At 38.7% G+C, this 24510-nt stretch carries 21 protein-coding genes and 1 riboswitch; of the genes, 20 read left to right on the forward strand and 1 reads right to left on the reverse strand.

Translation table 11 applies throughout. The features are described from left to right. Positions 1-125 precede the first annotated feature (125 nt). From dnaG to clpB, 8 genes are all read left to right on the forward strand, one after another. Positions 126-1964, forward strand: coding sequence for a DNA primase (gene dnaG, locus G6O73_RS03610; protein WP_057885952.1), 1839 nt, complete (start codon positions 126-128; stop codon positions 1962-1964). Between the two features lie 27 nt (positions 1965-1991). Then, positions 1992-3098, forward strand: a complete 1107-nt coding sequence (gene rpoD, locus G6O73_RS03615; RefSeq protein ID WP_390624800.1) for an RNA polymerase sigma factor RpoD — start codon at positions 1992-1994, stop codon at positions 3096-3098. Between the two features lie 290 nt (positions 3099-3388). Further along, complete coding sequence (locus tag G6O73_RS03620; protein WP_057885954.1) at positions 3389-4306, forward strand: PLP-dependent cysteine synthase family protein; 918 nt, start codon at positions 3389-3391, stop codon at positions 4304-4306. 23 nt (positions 4307-4329) lie between these two features. Continuing rightward, positions 4330-5475 (forward strand): trans-sulfuration enzyme family protein, encoded by a 1146-nt coding sequence (locus G6O73_RS03625; protein ID WP_057885955.1) that lies wholly within the window; start codon positions 4330-4332, stop codon positions 5473-5475. A gap of 291 nt (positions 5476-5766) precedes the next feature. Then, positions 5767-6465, forward strand: coding sequence for a tRNA (adenine(22)-N(1))-methyltransferase (locus G6O73_RS03630; RefSeq protein WP_057885956.1), 699 nt, complete (start codon positions 5767-5769; stop codon positions 6463-6465). Beyond that, complete coding sequence (locus G6O73_RS03635; protein WP_057885957.1) at positions 6458-7573, forward strand: Nif3-like dinuclear metal center hexameric protein; 1116 nt, start codon at positions 6458-6460, stop codon at positions 7571-7573. The genes G6O73_RS03630 and G6O73_RS03635 overlap by 8 nt, the downstream gene beginning before the upstream one ends. Positions 7574-7601: 28 nt before the next feature. After that, positions 7602-8849 (forward strand): peptidase T, encoded by a 1248-nt coding sequence (gene pepT / locus G6O73_RS03640; RefSeq protein ID WP_057885958.1) that lies wholly within the window; start codon positions 7602-7604, stop codon positions 8847-8849. 133 nt (positions 8850-8982) lie between these two features. Continuing rightward, a complete protein-coding gene (gene clpB, locus G6O73_RS03645; protein WP_057885959.1) occupies positions 8983-11586 on the forward strand; it encodes an ATP-dependent chaperone ClpB in 2604 nt (867 codons plus the stop codon). Between the two features lie 43 nt (positions 11587-11629). On the opposite strand, the gene G6O73_RS03650 is transcribed toward clpB, so the two are convergent. Beyond that, complete coding sequence (locus tag G6O73_RS03650) at positions 11630-11815, reverse strand: YjzD family protein (RefSeq protein ID WP_057885960.1); 186 nt, start codon at positions 11813-11815, stop codon at positions 11630-11632. A gap of 128 nt (positions 11816-11943) precedes the next feature. On the opposite strand from G6O73_RS03650, the gene dnaE reads away from it, so the two are divergent. From dnaE to G6O73_RS03710, 12 genes are all read left to right on the forward strand, one after another. Beyond that, entirely contained in the window at positions 11944-15279 is a 3336-nt protein-coding gene (dnaE, locus tag G6O73_RS03655; RefSeq protein WP_057885961.1) for a DNA polymerase III subunit alpha, read from the forward strand. A 117-nt stretch (positions 15280-15396) separates the two neighbouring features. Further along, positions 15397-16359 (forward strand): 6-phosphofructokinase, encoded by a 963-nt coding sequence (gene pfkA / locus G6O73_RS03660; protein ID WP_057885962.1) that lies wholly within the window; start codon positions 15397-15399, stop codon positions 16357-16359. 79 nt (positions 16360-16438) lie between these two features. Beyond that, entirely contained in the window at positions 16439-18199 is a 1761-nt protein-coding gene (gene pyk, locus G6O73_RS03665; RefSeq protein ID WP_057885963.1) for a pyruvate kinase, read from the forward strand. 144 nt (positions 18200-18343) lie between these two features. Further along, positions 18344-18802 carry a DUF441 domain-containing protein gene (locus G6O73_RS03670; RefSeq protein ID WP_057885964.1) on the forward strand — a complete coding sequence of 153 codons (459 nt, stop codon included), beginning with the start codon at positions 18344-18346 and terminating at the stop codon, positions 18800-18802. A 29-nt stretch (positions 18803-18831) separates the two neighbouring features. Further along, positions 18832-19701, forward strand: coding sequence for a CvfB family protein (locus G6O73_RS03675; protein WP_057885965.1), 870 nt, complete (start codon positions 18832-18834; stop codon positions 19699-19701). A gap of 25 nt (positions 19702-19726) precedes the next feature. Further along, entirely contained in the window at positions 19727-20191 is a 465-nt protein-coding gene (fur, locus tag G6O73_RS03680) for a ferric iron uptake transcriptional regulator (protein ID WP_057886219.1), read from the forward strand. After that, positions 20158-21090 carry a site-specific tyrosine recombinase XerD gene (gene xerD / locus G6O73_RS03685; protein ID WP_083478509.1) on the forward strand — a complete coding sequence of 311 codons (933 nt, stop codon included), beginning with the start codon at positions 20158-20160 and terminating at the stop codon, positions 21088-21090. Before fur ends, xerD begins: the two co-directional genes overlap by 34 nt. 90 nt (positions 21091-21180) lie before the next feature. Beyond that, positions 21181-21543: a GNAT family N-acetyltransferase gene (locus tag G6O73_RS03690; protein WP_057885966.1), complete on the forward strand. Its 363-nt coding sequence runs from the start codon at positions 21181-21183 to the stop codon at positions 21541-21543. Further along, positions 21530-22282, forward strand: coding sequence for a segregation and condensation protein A (locus G6O73_RS03695; protein WP_057885967.1), 753 nt, complete (start codon positions 21530-21532; stop codon positions 22280-22282). Before G6O73_RS03690 ends, G6O73_RS03695 begins: the two co-directional genes overlap by 14 nt. 9 nt (positions 22283-22291) lie before the next feature. Continuing rightward, positions 22292-22891, forward strand: a complete 600-nt coding sequence (gene scpB / locus G6O73_RS03700; protein WP_057885968.1) for an SMC-Scp complex subunit ScpB — start codon at positions 22292-22294, stop codon at positions 22889-22891. Further along, the gene (locus G6O73_RS03705; RefSeq protein WP_261905966.1) at positions 22892-23614 is read left to right on the forward strand and encodes a pseudouridine synthase; all 723 of its coding nucleotides are present in this window, start codon (positions 22892-22894) and stop codon (positions 23612-23614) included. Between the two features lie 52 nt (positions 23615-23666). Beyond that, a riboswitch (FMN riboswitch) is annotated at positions 23667-23787 on the forward strand. Between the two features lie 109 nt (positions 23788-23896). Then, the gene (locus G6O73_RS03710) at positions 23897-24478 is read left to right on the forward strand and encodes an ECF transporter S component (protein ID WP_083478510.1); all 582 of its coding nucleotides are present in this window, start codon (positions 23897-23899) and stop codon (positions 24476-24478) included. Positions 24479-24510: the final 32 nt, after the last annotated feature.

Below are 24510 nucleotides of genomic sequence, written 5' to 3' on the forward strand. Positions count from 1 at the left end.
TCGTTTGCTTTCTTTAACTTTATGAGGTATCCTTTAAAAGAGTGTTTATCGAAGTCGCACAGGTTTTGTGCGGCTTTTGTTAGCCCAGTTGGCTGATTTTTAATGAAAGCGGGGGTCCTAAAACCGTGAAACGCATTCCGGAAGAAACGGTTGAACAAATACGTTCGAGCGTTAATATTGTCGAAATTGTCAGTCAATACGTTCAGTTGCACAAATCAGGTAAAAATTATTTTGGCCTTTGTCCATTTCATGAAGAAAAGACGCCTTCTTTTTCAGTGACTGAGGAAAAACAAATTTTTCATTGTTTTTCCTGTCACCGTGGCGGCAATGTTTTCAAGTTTATTATGGAAATTGAAAACATTAGCTTTCCAGAGGCGGTTATTAAAGTTGCTGAATTAGGGGGGATTGATTTACCCAAGTCAGTCACTGAAAGTAATGCGACTGCCGGTTCAGCGGATACCCAAGTTGGTCAGTTGCGTCAAATACATTCTTTAGCGGCTGATTTATTTCACCATATTTTAGTCAATACGGAAATTGGTGAAACGGCACTGAAGTATTTGCATCAACGTGGCTTGACGGACGAAACAATTGAAACTTTTCACTTGGGATATGCACCAGTTCAACAAGTGTTGCTACCATTCTTGGAAGATCGACATTTTCCGCGTGAGTTGTTAATTCGTTCGGGCTTATTTACCGAAAATGATGCCGGACAACTTTATCAGCGCTTTAAAGAACGGGTACTTTTTCCGATTCGTGATCCGCAAAAACGGGTAATTGCTTTTTCAGGGCGCTTACTGAAAAAGAATGAGAAACTACCTAAATATCTGAATAGTCCCGAAACATTATTGTTTAATAAACGTAAAGTGTTGTTTAATTTTGATTTAGCCAAGAGTGAGATTCGGCAGCATGGGTTTGCAATCTTGTTCGAGGGGTTTATGGATGTTATTTCGGCATACCAAGCCGGAGTGCAGCAAGGTATCGCTTCAATGGGAACTAGTTTGACTAATGAACAAATTTACTTGTTGGAACGGACAACAGATCGTTTATGCTTGTGTTACGATGGTGATGATCCTGGTCAAAAAGCAACAGCACGAGCATTACAACTCCTGCAGCCATTAACCAAATTAGAATTAGGTGTGATCCCAATCCCAGGTAAACGTGATCCGGATGAATACATTAATCAGGAAAGTCCAACGGCTTTTGTAAAGTTAGTTAAAGATGGTCAACAAAATCAGATGTCTTTTTGGTTTTCGTTTTTAGCAGCTAACCGCAATTTAACTAACGAGAATGATCAGCTGGCATATATTTCTGATATCTTGGAAAAAATTGCTACCGTGGCCTCACCAGTCGCACGCGATTTGTATTTAGGGCAATTGGCGAAACGGTTTTCTTTAGAGAAAAGAAGTTTAGCGGGACAGTTGCATAGTTTGTTACAACAACGAGCTCGGCAAGACTTTCAACAGCAAAAGCAACAACCAGCGTTAGTTGTTGCCAAGCCAGCACCGGCAGCTAAAAATTATCAACGAGTTGAAAAAGCAGAACGTTTGTTGCTTTATCGATTGCTGCATAGTTATGATGTACGATTAAAATTGCGTGAAACACCAAATTTTGTTTTTGTCCATGATCAATATCAAACGATTTATCTGCTAGCAGAAGGCTATTTTAAACGTTATGATGAGTACGATCCAGCTCGTTTCTTGGACTTTTTAGCTGACGATAAATTGCGACAGCAAATGGTTGAACTGGAGGTAGAAAATCATGCGACTGTCAGTTCTAACGAGGAAATTGATGACTGTATTCGGCTGATTACGCAATTATCACCATTAGAAGAGCAATTAACAGCTTTGAAACAGGAGTTAGAAACTGCTCGGCGAATGAATAATCAAGCGTTGGTTGAGAAACTAACGATAAAATTTGTGGAATTACTGAAACAACGACAGCTGAAGAAATCAGCTTCATTTTAAGGAGGCTGCACTATGGCAGAAGAGAAAATGAATAATGAAAATGCTGCTTATACCAAAGCTTTACGACAAACGATTAGAAAATTTAAACCGGAAAAGCAGATTAGTTATGATGAATTAACTAAAAAGTTGGCAGCACCATTTGAACTTGATAGTAAACAAATGGAAAAATTGATCCAACGAATTGAAGATGCTGGAATTTCAGTTGTTGATGAAAAAGGGGAGCCTAGTGAACATAGTTTAAAGGTTGCTTCTAAAGAAGCTGATAAAGCTACTAAGGATCGTGATGTTAGTGCGCCAGTTGGGGTTAAGATTAATGATCCAGTGCGGATGTATCTCAAAGAAATCGGCCGAGTTGATTTGTTAACGGCAGATGAAGAAGTAGCATTAGCTTTAAGAATCGAACAGGGTGACGAAGAAGCTAAGCAGCGGCTAGCTGAGGCAAACTTACGATTAGTAGTTTCAATTGCCAAACGTTATGTTGGTCGAGGAATGTCGTTTCTGGATTTAATTCAAGAAGGAAACATGGGTTTGATGAAGGCAGTTGAAAAGTTTGATTACCGTAAAGGTTTCAAATTCTCAACTTACGCTACTTGGTGGATACGGCAAGCAATTACACGTGCTATTGCTGACCAAGCACGGACAATTCGAATTCCAGTTCATATGGTGGAAACCATTAACAAGTTGATTCGAATTCAGCGGCAAATGTTGCAAGATTTAGGTCGAGAACCTACGCCAGAAGAAATTGGCGCAGAAATGGATATGCCGACGGATAAAGTTCGAGAAATTCTAAAGATTGCTCAAGAGCCAGTTTCTTTAGAAACACCAATTGGCGAAGAGGACGATTCACATTTAGGTGATTTTATTGAAGATCATGATGCTACTAGTCCCGCTGATCACGCAGCGTACGAATTATTAAAAGAACAGTTGGAAAGTGTCTTAGATACTTTGACCGATCGAGAAGAAAATGTTTTACGATTGCGTTTTGGTTTAGATGATGGTCGAACTCGAACTTTGGAAGAAGTTGGCAAGGTGTTTGGAGTTACCCGTGAACGTATACGGCAAATTGAAGCTAAAGCTTTGCGTAAATTGCGTCATCCTTCACGCTCGAAGCAGTTACGTGATTTTTTGGAATAAAGAATTGCAATTTTATTAAAAAAGTGTATGATTAAATCAACTTAAGAAAAGGAGATGGAACTTTTGACAGCTTATAAACTTGCAGCTAACACATGTTGTTGTCGTATTTCGCGTTTAGCCACGCGGATGCGACTATTTGGCATGCAAGTTTTGAATTGAATGACATTAAGTTTTAAATTTTAATTAATTCAAGTTTGCATAGTTAAAAGTTAGACATCTTCAGCGGACGAGGCGCGAATCAAATTTTTGATTCGTGCCTTTTTGTTTGCAAAAACAAGGAGGAATGTTAAATGATTTATCATCAAGTAAGTGAATTGATTGGTCATACGCCGTTATTTGAAATTAAAACAAAGGTTCCAAAAGGTTCGAAAATTTTTGCAAAGTTAGAAATGTTCAATCCCGGTGGGAGTATTAAAGATCGCTTGGGAAAGTATTTAATTGAGCAAGCTTGGCAACATCAACAAATTAATTCAACATCAACTATTATTGAACCCACTGCTGGCAATACTGGTATTGGACTGGCTTTAGCAGCACTTGAAGCTAACTTAAAAACAATTTTAGTCGTTCCAGAAAAATTTAGTCAGGAAAAACAAGTTTTAATGCAAGCACTTGGAGCTAAATTAATTCACACTCCGAGTGAAGCCGGAATAACTGGCGCAATTCAGAAGGCCAAGGAACTAAACAAACAAATTTCTAACAGTTATTTGCCATTACAGTTTGAAAATCCAGGAAATCCAGCTGCTTATTATGAATCGATTGCACCAGAGATTTTGAAGGAGTTTCAAGCCAATCAACTAACATTAGACGGTTTCGTGGCTGGGGTCGGCAGTGGAGGTACATTTGTTGGAATGGCACGGTATTTTAAAGAAAAAGCTCCGCAGATTAAAACCGCGATTGTTGAACCGGCTGGATCAATCTTAAATGGTGGTCCACAGCATGCTCATCGAACAGAAGGAATTGGAGTTGAATTTATTCCACCGTTTTTAAACCGGAAAGACGTTGATCAAATTTTTACCATCAGTGATCAAGCAGCTTTTACTTGGGTGAAGCAATTGGCAAAAACTAACGGATTATTAATTGGCAGCTCTAGTGGGGCAGCACTTGAAGCTAGCTTAAAGTTAGCTGATCAGCTACCAGCGGGCAGTAATATTGTCACAGTTTTCCCAGATAGCAGTGAACGATATCTTAGTCAGCAAATTTATGCTTAAAATTTAAGAAAGAGGTAAGAGTAATGGAATTTGGAACGAAATTAATTCATGGTGGAATTAGTCAAGATCAAGCAACAGGGGCAGTTAGCGTGCCAATTTATCAAACTTCAACTTTTGCACAATCTACTCTAGGTGGAAGTCCAGCGTACGAATACTCGCGTACCGGGAATCCAACTAGATTGGCAGTTGAAAAGTTAATTGCAGAGTTAGAAAATGGCGCAGCTGGTTATGCTTTTGCATCTGGCTCTGCAGCGATTCATACGGTATTTTCACTTTTTTCAGCTGGTGATCATATTGTTGTTGGCAATGATGTCTATGGCGGAACGTTCAGATTATTAAATACGGTCTTAAAACGTCAAGGACTGAATTTTACAGCTGTCGATACCCGTGATTTGACGACAGTTGCGAGCGCGATTACTCCCAAAACTAAAGCTATTTATCTTGAAACGCCGACGAATCCCTTGATGCATATTTCAGATATTAGTGCCTTAGCTAAGTTAGCTCAGCAGCAAAATCTATTAACAATTGTTGATAATACTTTTGCTTCGCCTTATGTTCAACGTCCACTTGATTTAGGTTCTGATATTGTGTTGCATAGTGCATCTAAATATCTTGGTGGTCATAGTGACTTAATCGCTGGCTTGGTTGTGACTAAGACTGAAGAATTAGGCGAAAAAATTGGCTATTTACAAAATGCAATTGGTGGAATTTTAGCACCACAAGATAGTTGGTTATTGCAGCGGGGAATGAAAACACTAGCTGTTAGGATGGCAGCTCATCAAAAAAATGCACAACAAATTTTTGAATTTTTACAACAGGATTCGCGAATCAGTAAAATTTATTATCCAGGAGATCCAAATGGAACTGATTATCAACTTGCTAAGCGGCAAATGGATGGCTTTGGTGGAATGATATCTTTTGAATTAACGACAGATTTATCAGTGAAAAAATTCATTGAAAGTCTTAAATTAATCACGTTAGCAGAAAGTTTAGGGTCAGTTGAAAGCTTAATTGAAGTTCCGGCAATTATGACGCATGGTTCAATTCCAGAAAAAATACGGTTGGCTAATGGAATTTCTAATCGATTGATTCGTTTGTCAGTTGGAATCGAACAAGTAACCGACCTATTAGGGGATCTAAGAACAGCTTTAAATGCTGCTCAAAATTAACCAAGTTTTATTAGGTAGTTTAAATTATCAGTGTGTTCCGCAAAATGGAGAAGTTTACAGTTAACAGGAATTGCTGCTCGTAGAGTCTTTATTATCAGCAATTGAGTTTAACTTGAGTTTTTCGCTGGGCGGTTCATGCTTTTTTTATGGAATTAAAAGCCAGGTACAGCAATAACTTACCAAGGGTTTAGGGTTATTAGTTGCAGAAGAAAGAATGAGAAAAGGGTTTTTTTAAGATTTTAAGTCAGCTATAATTTAAAGTAAGGAATTTAGAGGGAGTTGGAAATTGAGATGGATGCATATCATTTATCACGCCGTTTGCAAACAGTAGCGGGGTTTGTTTTGTCTGGATCGCGGTTGGCTGATATTGGTTCTGATCATGCTTATTTGCCGGCATATTTAGCCATGAACAAAAAAATTAAATGGGCAATTGCCGGTGAGGTTGTTGCTGGCCCCTATCAAAATGCTGTTCACGAAATTCGGCAGCTGCATTTAGAAAATCTAGTCGCAACAAGACAAGCCGATGGATTAGCAGCAATTCATGTAGATGAAGAAATTGATGTAGTTACGATTTGCGGGATGGGTGGTAGTCTGATTTGTCAAATTTTAACGGCTGGTTTTGATCAATTAAATAAACGGCCGCGTTTGATTTTGCAGCCGAATGTTAATGAAGTTGCTGTTCGACATTGGCTAATCAGAAATTCTTATCAAATAGTGGCAGAAGAAATTGTTGCAGAGGATCGACACATTTACGAAATTATTGTTGCTGACCCGATAAAAGAGCCAATTACTTTGACAACTACTGAATATTTATTTGGCCCGTTACTATTACAAGCTAAATCGCCAGCTTTTATTCAAAAATGGCAAGGAGAAAAACTAAAGCTGCAGCGAGTTTTAGCACAGCTTACCCAAGCACAAAATGAGCCGGTTGCCAAAGAACAGGAATTGCAACAAAAAATCAAGTTAATTGAGGAGGTATTAAATGACTAAAGCAGCGGCGGTTATTGAACGCTTTGAACAGTTTGCCCCGCAGACAATTGCTGAAAAAGGTGATCCAGTGGGACTTCAACTGGGTAGTTTAACAACTGAAATTAAAAAGATGATGATAACATTAGATGTTCGTCCTGAAGTCGTGGCTGAAGCGGTTAAGAATAAGGTTAATTTTATTTTTGCTCATCATCCAGCGATGTTCCATCCAATCAAAAGCTTTGATTTGGCAGTTCCCCAAAATCAGATGTATGCGGAATTGTTGAAACACCAAATTACGGTTTATGGGGCACATACTAATCTTGATAATGCCAATGGTGGGATGAATGATTGGTTGGCTTCAACTTTAAATTTGCAACAAACAAGCGCTCTTTTGCCAAAACGGGAGTTGCCTTTACAGCAATTAGTTGTTTATGTTCCGCAAGTGGCAGCAAACTCAGTTCGACAAGCTTTAAGTGCTGCCGGAGCAGGGACAATTGGTGAATATCAGGGATGTTCTTATTCAACTGACGGGACAGGCCGTTTTTTACCGGGAGAAAAGACTCATCCAGCAATTGGGCAGCCGTTAGTGGCAAGTAGTGTTACCGAAGAAAAAATCGAAGTTATCATTCGGCCAAACCAAGCCGCCAAAGTTATTAAGGCTTTGTTAGCTGCTCATCCATATGAAGAGCCAGTTTATTATTTGACAGCTATTCACGGATTAAATGAAAAATATGGGATGGGTCGAGTTGGTAACTTACCCCAGGAAATGACGATCAAAGAATTAGCTGTTTTCTGCAAGCGAGTCTTTAATCTAAGTGGTGTTCGAGTTGTGGCGCCTGACTTGCACCGTTTAGTTAAACGAGTAGCGATTTTAGGCGGCAGTGGCGGTCAGTTTTATGCAGCAGCCGTTAAAGCTGGCGCTGATATTTATTTGACTGGTGATTTGTCTTACCATACAGCACATGATATCTATGCTTCGCAGTTGGCAGCAATTGATTTGGGCCATCATGTTGAAAGTATTTGTAAACCACAACTTGCCAAACTGTTTAATACTTGGAAACAAGAAAATAATTGGTCATTTCCAATTATTCAATCAAAAATTTCAACTGACCCATTTCAATTTTTTTAAAACAAATTAAATTAAAGGATGTGTTTAGATGCCATACCCCAAACTTGCGACACGTTTTATTAGATATGCACAACAGGAAACTCGTTCAAATGAGCAGTCAGTAACTATTCCATCAACTCGTAATCAATTAAAATTTGCCCGAGAATTAGTTGCTGAATTACAAAACATCGGTCTGAGCAATGTTCGCATCTCTCAAAAAAGTGCTTATGTTTTAGCGACTATACCAAGTAATTTATCAGCAGATTATGCACTGGTTCCGAAGATCGGGTTCATTGCTCACTTAGATACAGCCGACTTTAATGCGAAAAACATTCAACCGCAGTTGCATCAAAATTATGACGGAAAATCAGTTATTCCGTTGGCTGATAGCGGCTATCAGCTTGATCCGGCGGAGTTTCCTAATTTAAAGAATTACGTTGGACAGGATTTGATTACGACAGACGGCACTACTTTGTTGGGAGCAGATGATAAAGCGGGTGTTGCCGAAATTATTACCGCTGCTGAATATTTACTGACTCATCCGGAAGTTAAACATGGTACGATTCAAATCGGTATTGGACCAGATGAAGAAATTGGAACTGGTGCTGATAATTTTGAGGTGGCTGAATTTGGAGCTGATTTTGCCTATACGGTGGATGGTGGACCACTGGGTGAATTAGAATACGAGACCTTTAATGCCGCCCAAGCTAAAATTAAATTAATTGGTAAAAATGTTCATCCCGCGACTGCTAAGGGGGTAATGATCAATGCCTTACAATTAGCCATGAATTTTCAGGCTCAATTACCCGCAGATGAAGTACCGGAAAAAACTGAAGGGCGACAAGGATTTTTTCATTTAGTTGATTTGAATGGAACGGTTGATCAAGCTGAAATGACTTACATTATTCGCGATCATGATCGTGCCAAATTTGAAAGCCGGAAAGAATTGCTGCGGCAAATTGCTGCTCGAATGAATGCAGAGTTTAAAGAAGAACGAGTACTAGTTGATTTAACTGATCAGTATTATAATATGCGTGAAGTAATTGAAAAAGATATGACTTCGGTTGAATTAGCTAAGTTGGCCATGGAACAGTTGGGGATTAAGCCAGTTGTTTATCCAGTTCGTGGTGGAACAGATGGATCAAAACTTTCCTTTATGGGTCTGCCAACCCCGAACTTGTTTGCCGGTGGTGAGAATATGCACTCAAGATTTGAATTTGTTTCAATTCAAGTTATGGAACAAGCGGTTGACTTGATCTTGAAAATTGTGAGTTTAGCAGTTGAGCAAAAAAGTTAACACGAACAAACGTTTGGTATATAATGAAAATGTAAGCAAGTAAAGAAAGGCCAGGTGGTTGAACGACTCGTCGATGAGTGTTACTATCTGGGCTTTTTAACGTCTAAATTAGCAATAAAAGTGAGGTATAAAAATGCAGGAAAATCAAATGACAACAGCTGTTCAAGAAGCCTTGGCTCAGGCTCAGCAAATAGCTCAAACTCGGCATCATCAAGAAATCGATTTGCCACACTTGTTTAAATTCTTGATTCAGTCTGGTGAATTTGGGGCTGAACTGTTGCAACAAGCTGGGGTCGACTTAACAGGTTTTGAGAAAGAACTTGACCGTCAGTTAGATGGTATCGCAGTTGTTGAGGGTAGTGTTCAGTATGGTCAAACACTTAGTCAGCCAATGTATCGTCTATTGGCTGAAGCTGATCAGTTACGTAAGCAGCAAGATGATGAATATATAGCTTTGGATACAATTTTCTTGGCGCTTCTAAAATTAACAGCCAATCCAGTAGCTCTTTATTTAAAAAAACAGGGGTTGACTTTCGCTAAATTAGCAGCAGTTGTTAAAAAATTACGAGGGGGAGAAAGAGTGACTTCCAAAAATCAAGAAACACAATATAAAGCACTTGAAAAATATGGAATTGATCTAGTTAAACAAGTTCGTGATAATCAAGTTGATCCGATTATTGGCCGGGATGATGAGATTCGTGACGTTATTCGGATTCTTTCCCGTAAAACAAAAAACAATCCAATTTTAATCGGCGAACCTGGTGTCGGGAAAACGGCGATTGTTGAGGGCTTGGCGCAACGAATTGTACGGCGGGATGTTCCAGATAATTTGAAAGATAAAACTATCTTTTCTTTGGATATGGGTTCCTTGATTGCTGGTGCAAAATATCGAGGAGAGTTTGAGGAACGGTTAAAAGCGGTTTTAAAAGCTGTAAAGAAAAGTGAAGGCAAAATTTTACTTTTTATTGATGAAGTTCATAATATTGTGGGTGCTGGCAAAACAGAAGGTAGTATGGATGCTGGCAATTTATTAAAACCAATGCTTGCTCGAGGAGAATTGCATTTGATTGGTGCAACGACGCTTGATGAATATCGGGAATCAGTCGAAAAAGATAAGGCTTTGGCACGACGTTTCCAACGAGTAATGGTGCATGAACCAAGTGTTGAGGATACAATTTCCATTTTGCGGGGACTCAAAGAACGTTTTGAAATTCATCATGGTGTTCGGATTCATGACAATGCATTGGTAGCAGCAGCAACGTTATCTAATCGTTATGTTACAGATCGTTTTTTGCCAGACAAAGCAATCGATTTAATTGATGAAGCCTGTGCAACCATTCGGGTAGAAATGAATTCCATGCCGACAGAACTAGATGAAGCGACTCGGCAATTAATGCGGCAGGAAGTTGAAGAGGCAGCTTTGAAGAAAGAAACGGATACTGCTTCAAAAAAACGGCTTGGTGAGTTGCAGACTGATTTGGCAGAAATGCGTGAAAAAGTTAATACTTTAAAAATGCGCTGGGAAAATGAAAAAGAGGATATAAAGAAACTTAGTGATAAAAAAGGTGAATTAGATCAGGCAAGGCATGAATTAGAAGAAGCCGAAAATAATTATGATTTGGAAAAAGCAGCTAAACTACAACACGGAACAATTCCGCAGTTAGAAAAGCAACTGCAAGACTTAGAGGCAGAAAAGCGGCCGGACAATTGGTTGGTTGAAGAATCAGTTACTGAAAACGAAATTGCCCAAGTAGTTAGTCGAACAACTGGAATTCCGGTGGCTAAGTTAGTTCAAGGCGAACGGCAAAAATTACTGCAATTACCGCAAGCTTTACATCAACGAGTTATTGGTCAAGATGAAGCCGTCGATGCAGTAGCCAATGCAGTATTACGTGCTCGAGCGGGGTTACAGGATCCTAACCAGCCACTAGGAACATTTTTGTTTTTGGGACCAACTGGAGTCGGCAAGACTGAATTAGCTAAAGCTCTAGCAGAAAACTTATTTGATTCGGAAAAACACATGGTACGAATTGATATGAGCGAATATATGGAAAAACAATCTGTTTCTCGCTTGGTGGGTGCGGCACCTGGTTACATTGGCTACGAAGAAGGTGGTCAGTTAACTGAGGCTGTTCGGCGTAATCCGTATACAATTGTTTTGTTAGATGAAGTTGAAAAAGCTCATCCAGATGTCTTTAATGTGTTACTGCAAGTATTTGATGATGGTCGTTTAACGGATGGTCAGGGGCGAACAGTTGACTTTAAAAACACAATTATCATTATGACTTCTAATCTAGGTTCAAGTATTTTATTAGATAAAGTCAAAGAAGGATCAATTTCTCCTGAGATTAAGCAAGCAGTTATGCAACTGGCTCAGTCTCATTTTAAACCAGAATTTTTGAATCGAATTGATGACATTATTATGTTTACGCCGTTAAATTTAACAGCAATTGAGAAGATTGTTGATAAGTTTATTCAACAATTATCACATCGTCTAGCAGACCAAGAGATTCAACTGCAAATTTCAGCAGCTGCTCGTAAATACTTGGCAAGGCAAGGATATGATCCGGCATATGGTGCACGCCCATTACAACGATATATTACCGAGTATGTCGAAACACCACTCGCTAAACAAATAATAGCTGGTAAAGTCATGCCACATTCAACGGTGACAGTTGATTTGGGTCAGCAAGAGAACTTGGTTTTCGCAGCTCAAGAGAATCCAGCAGAAAATTAAAAAAAAGAGTGAGGAATTAATTTCCTCACTTTTTTTTCGGTCATTATTTATTAGTTGTTGGATCTTTAATAAACAACGTTAACAAGTTGATGGTGATCCAACCAATGACCATTGCAGTTAAGCCATCAGCTAATGGTGAAAATGTCACCCCAGTTAAGGCGGCACCGATATAACCGATCACTTCACCATAAATGAAGCCCCAAAACAAAATAATTAATTGCTTTGCCATTGTCAACACCTCACAGTACAAGAGTAGTTTAGCATAAAAAAACGCTTTGTGACACTTTTATTTAACAACAAAAGTTTTTTTTAAGGTTCAAAAATTGGTATAATTGAAACAAAGAAGAGGTGATGCCAATGTTTGGTGCAATTCAGATTGTCAGCTGTTACAGTTTACTCCAAAGTCCTTTGCGGTTAGAAGAATTGATAACAGCAGCTAAAGAGCGTGGTTATCAAGCATTAGCTCTAACTGATCGAAACGTGATGTACGGTGCGGCAGCTTTTTATCAATTATGCCAAAAACAAAAAATTAAACCATTGATTGGAATGACCTTAGAACTTAATCCAGGCAATGAACTTATCTTGATTGCTAAAGATCAAATCGGTTATCAAAACTTGTTACAGCTTTCAACTATTAAAAATCGTTTGCTTGCTGAAAATCAAGTCGAGTATCCACTGGATGAGATTAAAAGTCATCTGACGGGGTTATTAGTGATTACACCATTAACTAATTCATTGGTAATTAAAAGTTTACAAACTGGTAAACAAGAGCAAGCAGTCAATTTTTTGACTGAATTACAACAAAAAGTTATGGCTAAAGATCTTTTTTTGGGGATGAGTCCGCAATTGAGTTCGCCTTTATGTCAAGCTATGCAAACCTTGGCAAAAAAGCAACACTTGAGGTTGACAGCATTAGAGCCAGTTAACTATCTTGATCCAGCAGATGAAGCATATTTGAAAGTACTCCAAGCAATTCGTCAAGGTACGCGGTTGGAAACCTTTGAACTACAGGAAAAGTCTACAATTAAGGCCTGGCTACAGCCGGCAGCAAAAGTTCAATCCGCATACCAAAACATTGGGATGGCAGCATTATTGACACAAACTGAGAAGATTTGTCAAACAGCTAATTTTAATTTGAAGTTTAGCCAACCACAACTGCCACACTATCCGGTTCCTGAACAACAAACTGCGGCTGGTTATTTGCATCAGTTGTGTCTTCAAGGATTAAAGGAACGGAAAATTGATTTGACCGCTACTGTAAATCAAAAATATCAGCAGCGTTTGGAACATGAGTTAGCTGTTATTAAGCGAATGGGTTTTGCTGATTATTTTTTGATTGTTTGGGATATCACTAATTATGCTCATCGCGAAAAAATTGTAATTGGTCCTGGAAGAGGCTCAGCAGCGGGATCATTAGTTGCCTATGCATTAGCAATTACAGATGTTGATCCATTGTATTACAATCTGTTGTTTGAACGTTTTTTAAATGAGGAACGGGTTCAAATGCCAGATATTGATTTGGATATTCCAGATAATCGCCGACAGGAAGTGATCGAATATGTTCAGCAAAAGTATGGTAAAGAACATGTTGCCCAGATTATTACTTTCGGGACGTTAGGGGCTCGGCAAGCATTACGAGACGTTGGCCGTGCGCTGGGCTTTAGTCAATTTGAAATGAATTCCTTTAGCCGCTTGATTCCGCATCAGCTGAAGATAACTTTAGCAGCAGCTTTTGAGCAATCGCCACGTTTAAGGGACAAGGTTGCAGCTAGTGAAAAAAATCAATGGCTTTATAAAACGGCACGCTATTTAGAAGGCTTGCCAAGGCATTTTTCTGTCCACGCAGCTGGTGTCATTCTTAGTGATCAAGACTTGAGTCAAATAGTTCCATTGCAGGTGGGTAGTGATGGGATGCCCTTAACACAGTATTCAAAAGATTATGTTGAGCAATTAGGACTTTTAAAAATTGATCTTTTGGGGCTCCGCAATTTAAGTGTTTTAGATCGGGCATTGCAACTAGTTAAGCAAAATTATCAAGTTGATTTTGATATTCATCAAATTTCGTTGGCAGATCCGTTAACTTTAAGAATCTTTCAAACGGCGCAAACGGCTGGAGTTTTTCAATTTGAATCGGCTGGTATCAGGAATGTTTTGCGCCGATTGCAGCCACAATCATTTGAGGATTTAACAGCAGTTAATGCCTTGTTTCGACCGGGCCCGATGGAAAATATTGATCATTTTATTGATCGACGTCACCAAAAAGAACAAGTTATTTATCCAGCACAAGCCTTAGCACCGATTCTAAGTCCGACTTATGGAATTCTTGTTTATCAGGAACAAGTTATGCAAGTTGCTGCTGTCATGGCAGGATTTTCACTGGGGCAGGCTGATATTTTGCGGCGGGCAATGAGTAAAAAAAAGTTAGCATTAATCGATCAATTGCGGACTAAATTTATACAAGGCGCTAAGAATCGTGGGTATTCAACCGAAGCGGCTACGAAAGTTTATGATTATATTGAACGTTTTGCTAATTATGGTTTTAACCGCTCACATGCTGTTGCCTATACAAAAATGGCTTTTGAATTAGCTTATTTAAAATGTCATTTTCCAGCAGCTTTCATGGCAGCATTGCTTGGTTCAGTTATTGGAGATAGTGATAAGACTAAGGAATATGTTTTAGAAGCACGTCAGTTGAAGGTTCAGCTTCATGGGCCTAATCTGAACTTAAGCCGTTTTGGTTTTAGTTTGAATCACCAGCAAATTATTTTTGGCTTAAATTCGATTCGATCGCTAAGACGGGATTTTGTATGGGCAATTTTAAGTGAAAGAAAAAGAGCTGGGCGTTTTAAAAATTTTCAAGACTTTTTGCAGCGAATGCCCGAAAAGTTTTTGAAAACAGATAGTTTGCAAGCTTTAATTTATAGCGGAGCAGGTGATACATTTGGTCAAACGCGAGCTACATTACTGCATAATTTGTCGAAAATTTTGGATAATCGTTTATTGAGTGGTAATAATATTGAATTATTGGCAGTTTTAGCACCCAAATTAGAACAAATACCAGAAATTAATTTGAATGAACGATTAAGTCAAGAAGAAAAGTACTTAGGGACTTTTATCTCTGCTCATCCGGTTACGCGCTATTCCAAGTTAGCTGCAGCTAAAAAAACAACTTTAATTGTTCAACTGCAGTCTGATCAATCAGTTCGTATTTTACTATATCTTAAAGATATTAAGACTATTCGCACTAAAAAAGGCGAACAAATGGCTTTTTTAACCGGTGAAGATCAGACAGGCCAAATTGAAGTCATTATATTTCCAAATCTTTATCGGCAAGTAGCCACCGACTTGAAGAGTAATCAGGTCTATCTAATTGCGGGTAAAGTCCAAGAGCGCAATCAACGGCGACAGTTAATTGCTGTTCAAATGAAAGCCGCTGCCGATGTGAAAACACCAATGAAAAAAACTTTTTATCTACGTTTACCAAGCGCTTTCGATGACCAAAGGAAACAACAGCTTTGGCAATTAATGCGTCGCTATCAAGGAAATAATCCGGTTATTATTTACGAAGAAGCAACTGCTAAAAAGCTTGCATTAGCAAAGCAATACTGGTTAGCAGATTCGGATGAGCTACGGCAGTTATTAGTTAAAATGATTGGAAAAGAAAATTTGGTTGTTAAAAATGAAAATGAATGAAAAGATATTGTGATAAACTGAATTTAATTTAAGAATTTACAAGACAAGTGCTCCTAAAAGTGTTAATATAAGCGGTGGAGAATGTGTTGTTCCATTAAATTTACACGGGGTGAAAAAATGAAACGCATAGGTATTTTAACAAGTGGTGGAGATTCTTCAGGAATGAATGCTGCAATCCGTGCAATTGCGCGTTCAGCAATGGCAGCTGGTCTGGAAGCTTATGGTATTAACTATGGCTTTGCGGGTTTAGTGGCTGGAGACATTCATCAATTGAGCTCAAGTGATATGGATGGAATTATCGCGCGTGGCGGTACCATTTTGTATTCAGCACGTTTCCCAGAATTTGCTGAAGAAAAAGTTCAGCTACAGGGAATCGAACAGTTGAAAAAATTTGGGATCGACGCTTTAGTTGTTATTGGTGGCGATGGCTCGTATCATGGTGCTGAACGACTGAGCCAGCATGGCTTCAATTCAGTCGGCATCCCAGGAACAATTGATAATGACATTCCTGGAACTGATTTTACGATTGGGTTTGATACAGCTGTTAATACCGCCTTGGATGCACTGGATCGGATCAATGATACTGCAACTTCACATCAGCGAGTATTCGTCGTTGAAGTAATGGGTCGCGGTGCAGGTGATATTGCATTATGGGCTGGAATTTCCGCTGGCGCAGATGCGATTGTTATCCCAGAACGTGATTATGACATTAAGGCAATTGCCGACAAGATTAAGCTGAACCGGAAAAACGGTAAAGATCATGCTTTAATTGTTTTAGCTGAAGGTGTAATGTCTGCAGCTGACTTCAAAGCTAAACTTGATCAGTATGGTAGCTTTGATAGTCGAGCAATTACTTTGGGTCATGTGCAACGTGGCGGGCGACCAACAGCTAAAGATCGCGTTTTAGCTAGTCGTTTTGGAGACTACGCTATTAAACTGCTCCTTGAAGGTAAGGGTAGTTTGGCTATCGGTATTCGCGACAATAAATTAGTTGCAACTGATATTATTGACACTTTAGAGAATCATAAGCACGTTACAGATGTTTCACTACAAGATGTCAATAGAAGGTTGCGTTTTTAACTTTATGTTCTATTAGTTTAGATAAAGATTCGACATTAAAGTCGTCTTTAAAAATTTTCTATAAGGAGAGATTTTATTCATGAAGAAGACCAAGATTGTAAGTACACTTGGACCTGCTAGTTCCGATTTGGATACAATTGTAAAATTAATTGAGGCTGGAGCAAATGTTTTCCGCTTTAACTTTTCCCACGGGGATCACGAGGAACATTTGGGTCGACTGAATTTAGTTCATCAAGCAGAAAAAATTACCGGTAAGACTGTTGGTATTATGTTAGATACCAAGGGTGCTGAAATTCGGACTACTGTTCAAAAAGAAGGTAAGATCCAGTTCGAAATCGGTGATGAAGTACGGATTTCAATGGATGCTTCAATTGAAGGTACTCATGATAAGATTGCCGTTACTTATCCTGGATTGATCGATGACGTTCATGAAGGTGGCCACGTATTATTTGACGATGGTTTGCTTGATATGCAAGTTGAAAAAATTGATCGTGCCAACAATGAATTAGTTTGCAAAGTTCTGAACGAAGGTGTTTTGGGCTCACGTAAAGGTGTTAATGCACCAGGTGTGGCAATTAATTTACCAGGAATCACTGAAAAAGATTCAGACGATATTCGCTTTGGACTTGATCACGAAATTAACTTTATCGCAGCAAGTTTTGTTCGTAAACCACAAGATGTCTTAGACATTCGTAAGTTACTCGAAGAAAAGAACATGGAACATGTTCAAATCTTCCCGAAAATTGAATCCCAAGAAGGAATCAATAATTTTGATGAAGTTATCAAAGTTTCTGATGGCTTGATGGTTGCTCGTGGCGACATGGGTGTTGAAATTCCACCGGAAAATGTTCCTTTGGTTCAGAAGAGTTTAATTAAGAAATGTAATGCTTTGGGCAAGCCAGTTATTACTGCTACTCAGATGCTTGATTCAATGCAGGAACATCCACGTCCAACACGTGCCGAAGCATCTGATGTTGCCAATGCTGTTTTCGATGGTACTGATGCAACAATGCTTTCAGGTGAAAGTGCTAATGGTGAATACCCAGTTGAATCTGTTGCTACAATGGCACGGATTGATGTTAAAGCTGAAAATGCTTTGCGTGAACATCGTCGTTTCTCAATCAATGACTTCGACCGCACTGATGTAACTGAAGCTGTTGGTCGTGTTGTAGCTGAAACAGCTGATAATTTAGGCATTAAGACAATTGTTGCTGCTACAAAATCTGGTCACACAGCTAAAATGATTTCGAAGTATCGTCCAGATGCTGATATTTTAGCAATTACTTTTGATGATCGGACTCGTCGCGGTTTGACTGTTAACTGGGGTGTTTATCCAGTAATGGCTGAAGCACCTGCTTCAACTGATGAAATGTTCACTTTAGCAACTGAAAAAGCTAAGGAAGAAGGCTTTGCTAAAGAAGGAGATTTGATCTTGATTACAGCTGGTGTTCCAGTTGGCGAAAAAGGCACAACTAACTTGATGAAGATTCAGTTAATCGGAACTAAATTAGTTTCTGGTCAAGGTGTTGGTGATGAAACAGTTATTGGTAAAGCGGTAGTTGCTACATCTGCTGAAGAAGCTAATAAAAAAGCTGTTGAAGGTGCTGTTTTAGTTACTAAGACAACTGATAAAGATTATTTACCAGCAATCGAAAAGGCAAGTGCCTTGGTTGTTGAAAACGGTGGCTTGACATCACATGCAGCAGTAGTTGGAATCTCAATGGGAATTCCAGTTGTTGTTGGTGCTGAAAAAGCAACTGAATTAATTTCTGATGGGGAAGTTGTAACAATTGATTCTCGTCGTGGAATTGTTTACCGTGGGGCTTCTAACGCACTTTAAACTTTAGCGTTGATCCTTTCAAGTAAATAAAATTTGATTTTTAAGGGAGTTGAGATTTGTTGTAATCTCAACTCTTTTTTAATGCTTTTTGCGGAAAATGGTATTTTGAAGAACTTTCAGTTAAAATGAACAAGAGGTGAAAAAATGGAGAGTTGGATTTTTTTAGGAATCATTTTGGCAATTGCTTTAATTGCCAAAAATTCATCATTAGTGATCGCTGCTGGAGTCGTCTTATTGTTAAAGGCTATTCCATTTAGTGGCAAATTAATGACTTTGATTGAAGGAAAGGGAATAAATTGGGGAGTTACAATTATTTCAGTTGCAATTTTAATTCCGATAGCAACTGGGAAAATTGGCTTTGCTGATTTAATTAGTGTTTTTAAAAGCCCAGCTGGATTAATTGCTTTAGCTTGTGGAGTTTTAGTGGCAGTTTTGTCAAGACAAGGGGTTTCGCTTTTAGCGGCGACTCCTCAAGTAACAGTAGCTTTGCTTTTTGGAACGATTTTGGGTGTTGTTTTATTAAATGGTGTAGCTGCTGGTCCTGTGATTGCTTCAGGTATTACGTATTGTATTATTTCAATTTTACATATTGGAATTAACTAATAGTTTTTCTTTAATTGGAGGAAATTTAATTGAAAAAAGAAGTCTTAGGACGAGTTGTTGAGGCTAAAGTTACTGATGAAAATCAAACGGCGTATTTTGTGCAAGTTGAAGCGTTAACTTGTCGATTAACAAAAACGGAAGTTGAAAATCATTTAGAACTTGGTGACATTGTTAAAGGTTTTGTTTATGAGAATGAAGATCATCAGCTACAAATGACTTTTAAAATTCCAGCAGTTGGAATTAATCAATATGCTTTCGGTGAAGTAGTAGCGGTCCGACGCGATTTAGGAGTTTTCGTTGATATTGGCTTGCCGAATAAAGATCTGGCAGTTTCATTGGATGAACTGCCAGAACAACATAATCTTTGGCCTAAAGAACATGACCACTTGATGGTTGCTTTGACATTGGATCATAAAGATCGGATGTGGGGAACGTTAGCTACTGCTGAAGTTTTCCAACAGTTAGCAGTTAAAGCAGAACCAACAATGATGAATCAAGATGTAACAGTTACTGCTTACCGGTTAAAATTAGCGGGCACATTAGTAATTACACCCGATTTTCAACTAGGCTTTATACATCCAAGTGAACGCGATCGAGAGCCACGCTTGGGTGAACAAATGAAGGCACGAGTAATTGGTGTTCGACCAGATGGCCTCTTAAATATTTCATTACGACCGCGGGCTTATGAGGCAATTGGAGAGGATGCAGCAATGCTAGTTGCAGCTTTAGAACATCAAGGTGGGAGTTTACCATTTTGGGATAAAAGTTCTCCAGCTGAGATTAAAAGCTACTTTGGAATTAGTAAAGGTCAATTTAAACGTGCTGTTGGACATTTATTGAAGAATGGTCTAATTGAACAAAAAGATGGCCAAATTTTTTTGAAATCAATTGACAAATAGGCAAAAGAAAGAAGTGATCGACTTGGTGCTACAGCCAGAAGAACTCGGCCAGATCGAAAAAAAGCTTCATCAAGCTGGTTTAAAATTAACACCGCAAAGACGGGCAACCGTAAAGACGCTAGTTCGACTACATGAGAGTCATCTTTCAGCTGAAGAGTTATTTGCTAAAGTCAAAGAGGCTGAGCCAGAAATTGGATTGGCAACTGTTTACCGAACATTAGAAGTTCTAGCTGAGCTAAAAATTGTTAATCGCGTTAGTTTTGAAGATGGAATTACTAGGTATGATTTACGGACGGAAGATTCTGGACACTTTCATCATCATCTTTTGTGCCAAATTTGCGGAGCAGTTGAAGAGATTCATGAAGATCTCTTAGTTGATGTTGAAATGAAGGTTAAAGAAAAGTATGGTTTTGAAGTTGCTGACCATCGTTTAACCTTTTTGGGTGTTTGTGCCAAATGTCGGGCAAAACGGCAGCGGCATCTGCAATAGAGGTGGTAGTTATCGATAATCTGGTTAAAGATTACTTGCACTATTTAAAAGTTGAGCGTGGCTTAACTGATAATACCATTGCCAGCTATGGAAATGATTTAAAACAATTTAATCATTATTTGCGTGAACAACAACTAACGGATTATCAAACTGTAACCCGGGATTTAATTTTAAATTTTTTGCAATTTGAAATGCAGCAAGGAAAAACTGCCAGTTCAATTACTCGTTCGGTTACTAGCTTGCGCAAGTTTTTTCAATATTTGACCGAAGAAGCAGTTATCAAGAAAGATCCGATGTTGTTGATCGATTCACCCAAAAAAAGAGAACATTTGCCAGAGGTGTTGTCGGTTGCTGAGGTTGAGCAATTATTAAAGACACCTGATACGACTAAGATACTGGGCTTACGCGATCGTGCAATGCTTGAAGTTATGTATGCGACGGGTCTGCGTGTCAGTGAGTTGGTCCATTTAAAATTGGCAGATTTGCACTTAAGCTTGGGATTGTTGCAAACTCTTGGAAAGGGTCAAAAAGAACGGATTGTTCCGTTAGGTTCCCAGGCTGTTAAGTGGGTTGAACTTTATTTAACTGAAGCCCGACCAAAACTATTGGGAAAACAACGTTCGAAATTTGTTTTTTTAAACCATCATGGCCGTGGTTTGACACGTCAGGGTGTCTGGAAGAACCTTAAGCAGTTAGTTAGAGCAGCTGGAATTCAGAAAGATGTTACTCCGCATACTCTCAGACACTCCTTTGCAACGCATATTTTGGAAAATGGAGCTGACTTACGAGTTGTTCAAGAGCTCCTCGGACATGCGGATATTTCGACAACACAGATTTATACCCATCTTTCTAAAAAGAGGCTACAGGGAATTTATAATCAATATCATCCACGAGCCTGAGGAATGCTTGTTTGTTTGAAACAGCATTTTATGGTAAAATAGCTGGGATTTACGATTCTGCTAGCTGCAGTTGACCATAGGAGGTCTACAATGCTGTATAAGTATAAGAACGATTATCAAAAAATTGCCATGGGATTGTTATCCTTTATTCCGGATTTAAAGGAATTATCACATTTAAAGGCCGAATTGCAATGGTACCAAGGAGAAGAAAACCGAATTCTTTTCTTATGGAAAAACCAAAATGGTGATTTTGTCGGTGTGGTTGGAGTAGAAATCTCAACCGAAATTTTAATGGTGCGGCATATTGCAATTTCACCAGCGGAACGCAATGAGGGTGTCAGCTTTCAAATGCTTGATGCTTTAGATCAATTATATCCAAATCGAAAAATGATGGGCAGTATGGAAACGGCCGGATTAATTTCAAAGTGGGAACAGCATCATGGAGACTACTAAACAGTCTAAGCAGCTGACTTTCAAGTTAGCTGCTTTTGAAGGTCCACTTGATTTATTACTGCATTTGATTAAACAAAATCAGATGGATATTTACGACATTCAAATTTCTGCGATTACTTCGCAATATTTGGATTACTTACATCAAATGCAGTCGCTTTCTTTAGACATTGCTGGTGAGTATTTAGTTATGGCGGCCACATTGTTGAGTATTAAAAGTCGCTTGCTGTTACCACAGCATGAGGAGCTAGATCCACCGGTCGATGATCAACTTGATCCACGGCAGGAATTAGTTGAACAATTATTAGCTCACCAATGCTTTCAATTAACGGCTCAAAAATTACAAGAATTGGCTGAGAAACGTCAGTGTGATTATTCGCGGGCCCCAGCTGAGGTTCCACTAGCTAGCCAAAAATTACTATTAAAAAAACAATTGAAAATTTCTGAACTTGAGCATTATTTTGGGCAGGTATTACTTCGTCAGCGCCAACGGCAACAATTGAAACGTGTACGTCATGTCCATTCAGAAAAATTCACTATTGAAGGCGAGATAGAACGATTGGGCAAGCAAGTAGCTAAACGAGTAGGTTGGCTAACTTTTGATGAATTGTTTCGTGCGGATGATGTAATCTTAGAACAAGTTGTTACTTCTTTTTTGGCATTACTTGAATTAATCAAACGTGGCCAAATTGAAGTTAGGCAAGAAACGGATTTAGGCCCAATCAAGTTGAAGGGAGTCTAATAATTCAAAATGACATCAAATTTGGCTAAAATTGAAGCTTTACTTTTTGTCAGTGGGGATCAAGGAATTACTCCTAGCGAGTTAGCAAATTTGACTGGCTTAGCTAAGCCAGCGGTTTTTGCACAGTTAGATGAATTGAAAAAAAAATATCAAGTTGATTCGACAAGTAGTCTCAAGTTACATATGACTGATGAACGAGTCCGGCTAACAACTAAAAGTGTATATGCACCATTGTTAGAGAACTATTTTGCAATTCCCAACCAAGTATCTTTATCTCGAGCAGCAATGGAAACTTTGTCCATTATAGCTTATAAGCAACCTGTGACTCGAGCAGATATTGAAGAGATTCGTGGTGTAGGCGCAAATGGAGCCTTGAAACGTCTGTTATTATTGGATTTAATTACCGAAGCAGGGCGACTTGAGGTTCCCGGCAGACCGATTGTTTATGCGACAACAGAATTTTTTTTGGATCGTTTCGGCTTACATTCATTGCAAGAATTACCGCCATTTCCACAAGCTGAACAGCTTGATTTACCATTAGAAACTGATGATTTGTTGGCTCGTTTTAATGATTTAGTCGAACCAGCAGAAGATAAAGAGGAGAAATAATTGAAAGCTAAAGAAAGATTGCAAAAGGTGATGGCTGAGGCAGGAGTAGCTTCAAGAAGAGCATCGGAAAAGTTAATTTTAGCAGGAAAAGTTAAAGTTAATGGTGAAATTATTCGTGAATTAGGAACGAAAGTCTCAAATGATGATGCAATTCAAGTTGAAGGAAAATTAATTGAACAAGAGAAAAAAGATTATTACTTGTTTTACAAACCTCGTGGTGTAATTTCAGCAGTTACTGATAATCATCATCGGAAAGTTGTGGTTGATTACTTTCCAGAGGTAACCGAAAGAATTTACCCGATCGGTCGCTTAGATTATGATACATCTGGAATTTTGTTAGTAACGAATGATGGTGAACTGGCTAATCAAATGATGCATCCTCGTTTCAAAGTTGCAAAGACATATTTAGCCAAAGTTAAGGGCATTCCAACTAAAGAGCAGTTGCAGCAACTAGAAAAAGGAATCATGATTGATGGTCGTAAAACAGCGCCGGCAAGAATTAAAAAAATTGCCATCAAAAAGGACAATTCTTTGTGGCAGTTAACAATTCATGAAGGACGTAATCATCAAGTGAAGAAAATGTTTGCAGCCATTGGTCATCCAGTTAATAAATTGAGACGTGAACGTTATGGATTTCTTGATTTAACGGGGTTAGTTTCGGGACAGTATCGTCGTTTAACGGGTAATGAAATTGAACGTTTGCGGAATCTGATTAAAAAATAAGCTTGCTCTATGTTATTTTTTATGTTACACTTATTTTATAAATTTAATAGTAGTTTATCTTCAGGGGCAGGGTGCAACTCCCGACCGGCGGTAATAGGCCGCGACCTACAGTGATGTAGTTGAACTGGTGTGATTCCAGTGCCGACAGTATAGTCTGGATAAAGAAGATAGGGCTTATTTGAGAATAGACAAATAAACTCTGTTGGTCGCCGCTGATCAACAGAGTTTTTTTTTCGACAATTGATAAGTGCCCGGAGATGAACTCATCAGGAGGTCATTATGATGGTGGTTACTGCTACTAGGAAATATGTTTTGGCGGCTTGCTTGGCAGGCATTTCTTATTTGTTAATGTTTTTAGCGTTTTCGGTAATTCCAATTGTTCCTTATATGAAAATCGATTTTTCTGATTTGCCAATTTTGCTAGGAATGTTTTTATTAGGACCAATGGGCGGGATAGAAATTGCGTTAATTCGTTCACTGCTTTACTTTTTAATTTCTGGACCATCGATTGCTCAATTAATCGGAGTGGCCACAAGTTTTGCAGCAACCCTACTTTTTTGCCTACCAATTTATTACTTGTTGCGTCGCGATCAAACACCCAATTTAAAGAATATTCTAGTAACAATTTTATCTGCGACTTTATTACTGACATTTGTTTTGTCATTAGCTAATTGGTTAATTATTACACCACTCTATATGAGTGTTTTAGGAATGAAATTGTCCTTACCATTAAGTAAATTGGTGTTGTTTGGAGTAGTTCCCTTTAATTTAATTAAAGGTGTGTTAGTCGGAACTGCATTTTGGTTGTTATTTTCCCGGATGCGTTTTTGGATTGCGGATCATTCGCTAAATAATAACCGTTAAATACAAAATTAAAATTCAGCCAGCTCTAAGGG

This window comes from Liquorilactobacillus nagelii DSM 13675, assembly GCF_019444005.1.
GTDB classification, from domain to species: domain Bacteria; phylum Bacillota; class Bacilli; order Lactobacillales; family Lactobacillaceae; genus Liquorilactobacillus; species Liquorilactobacillus nagelii.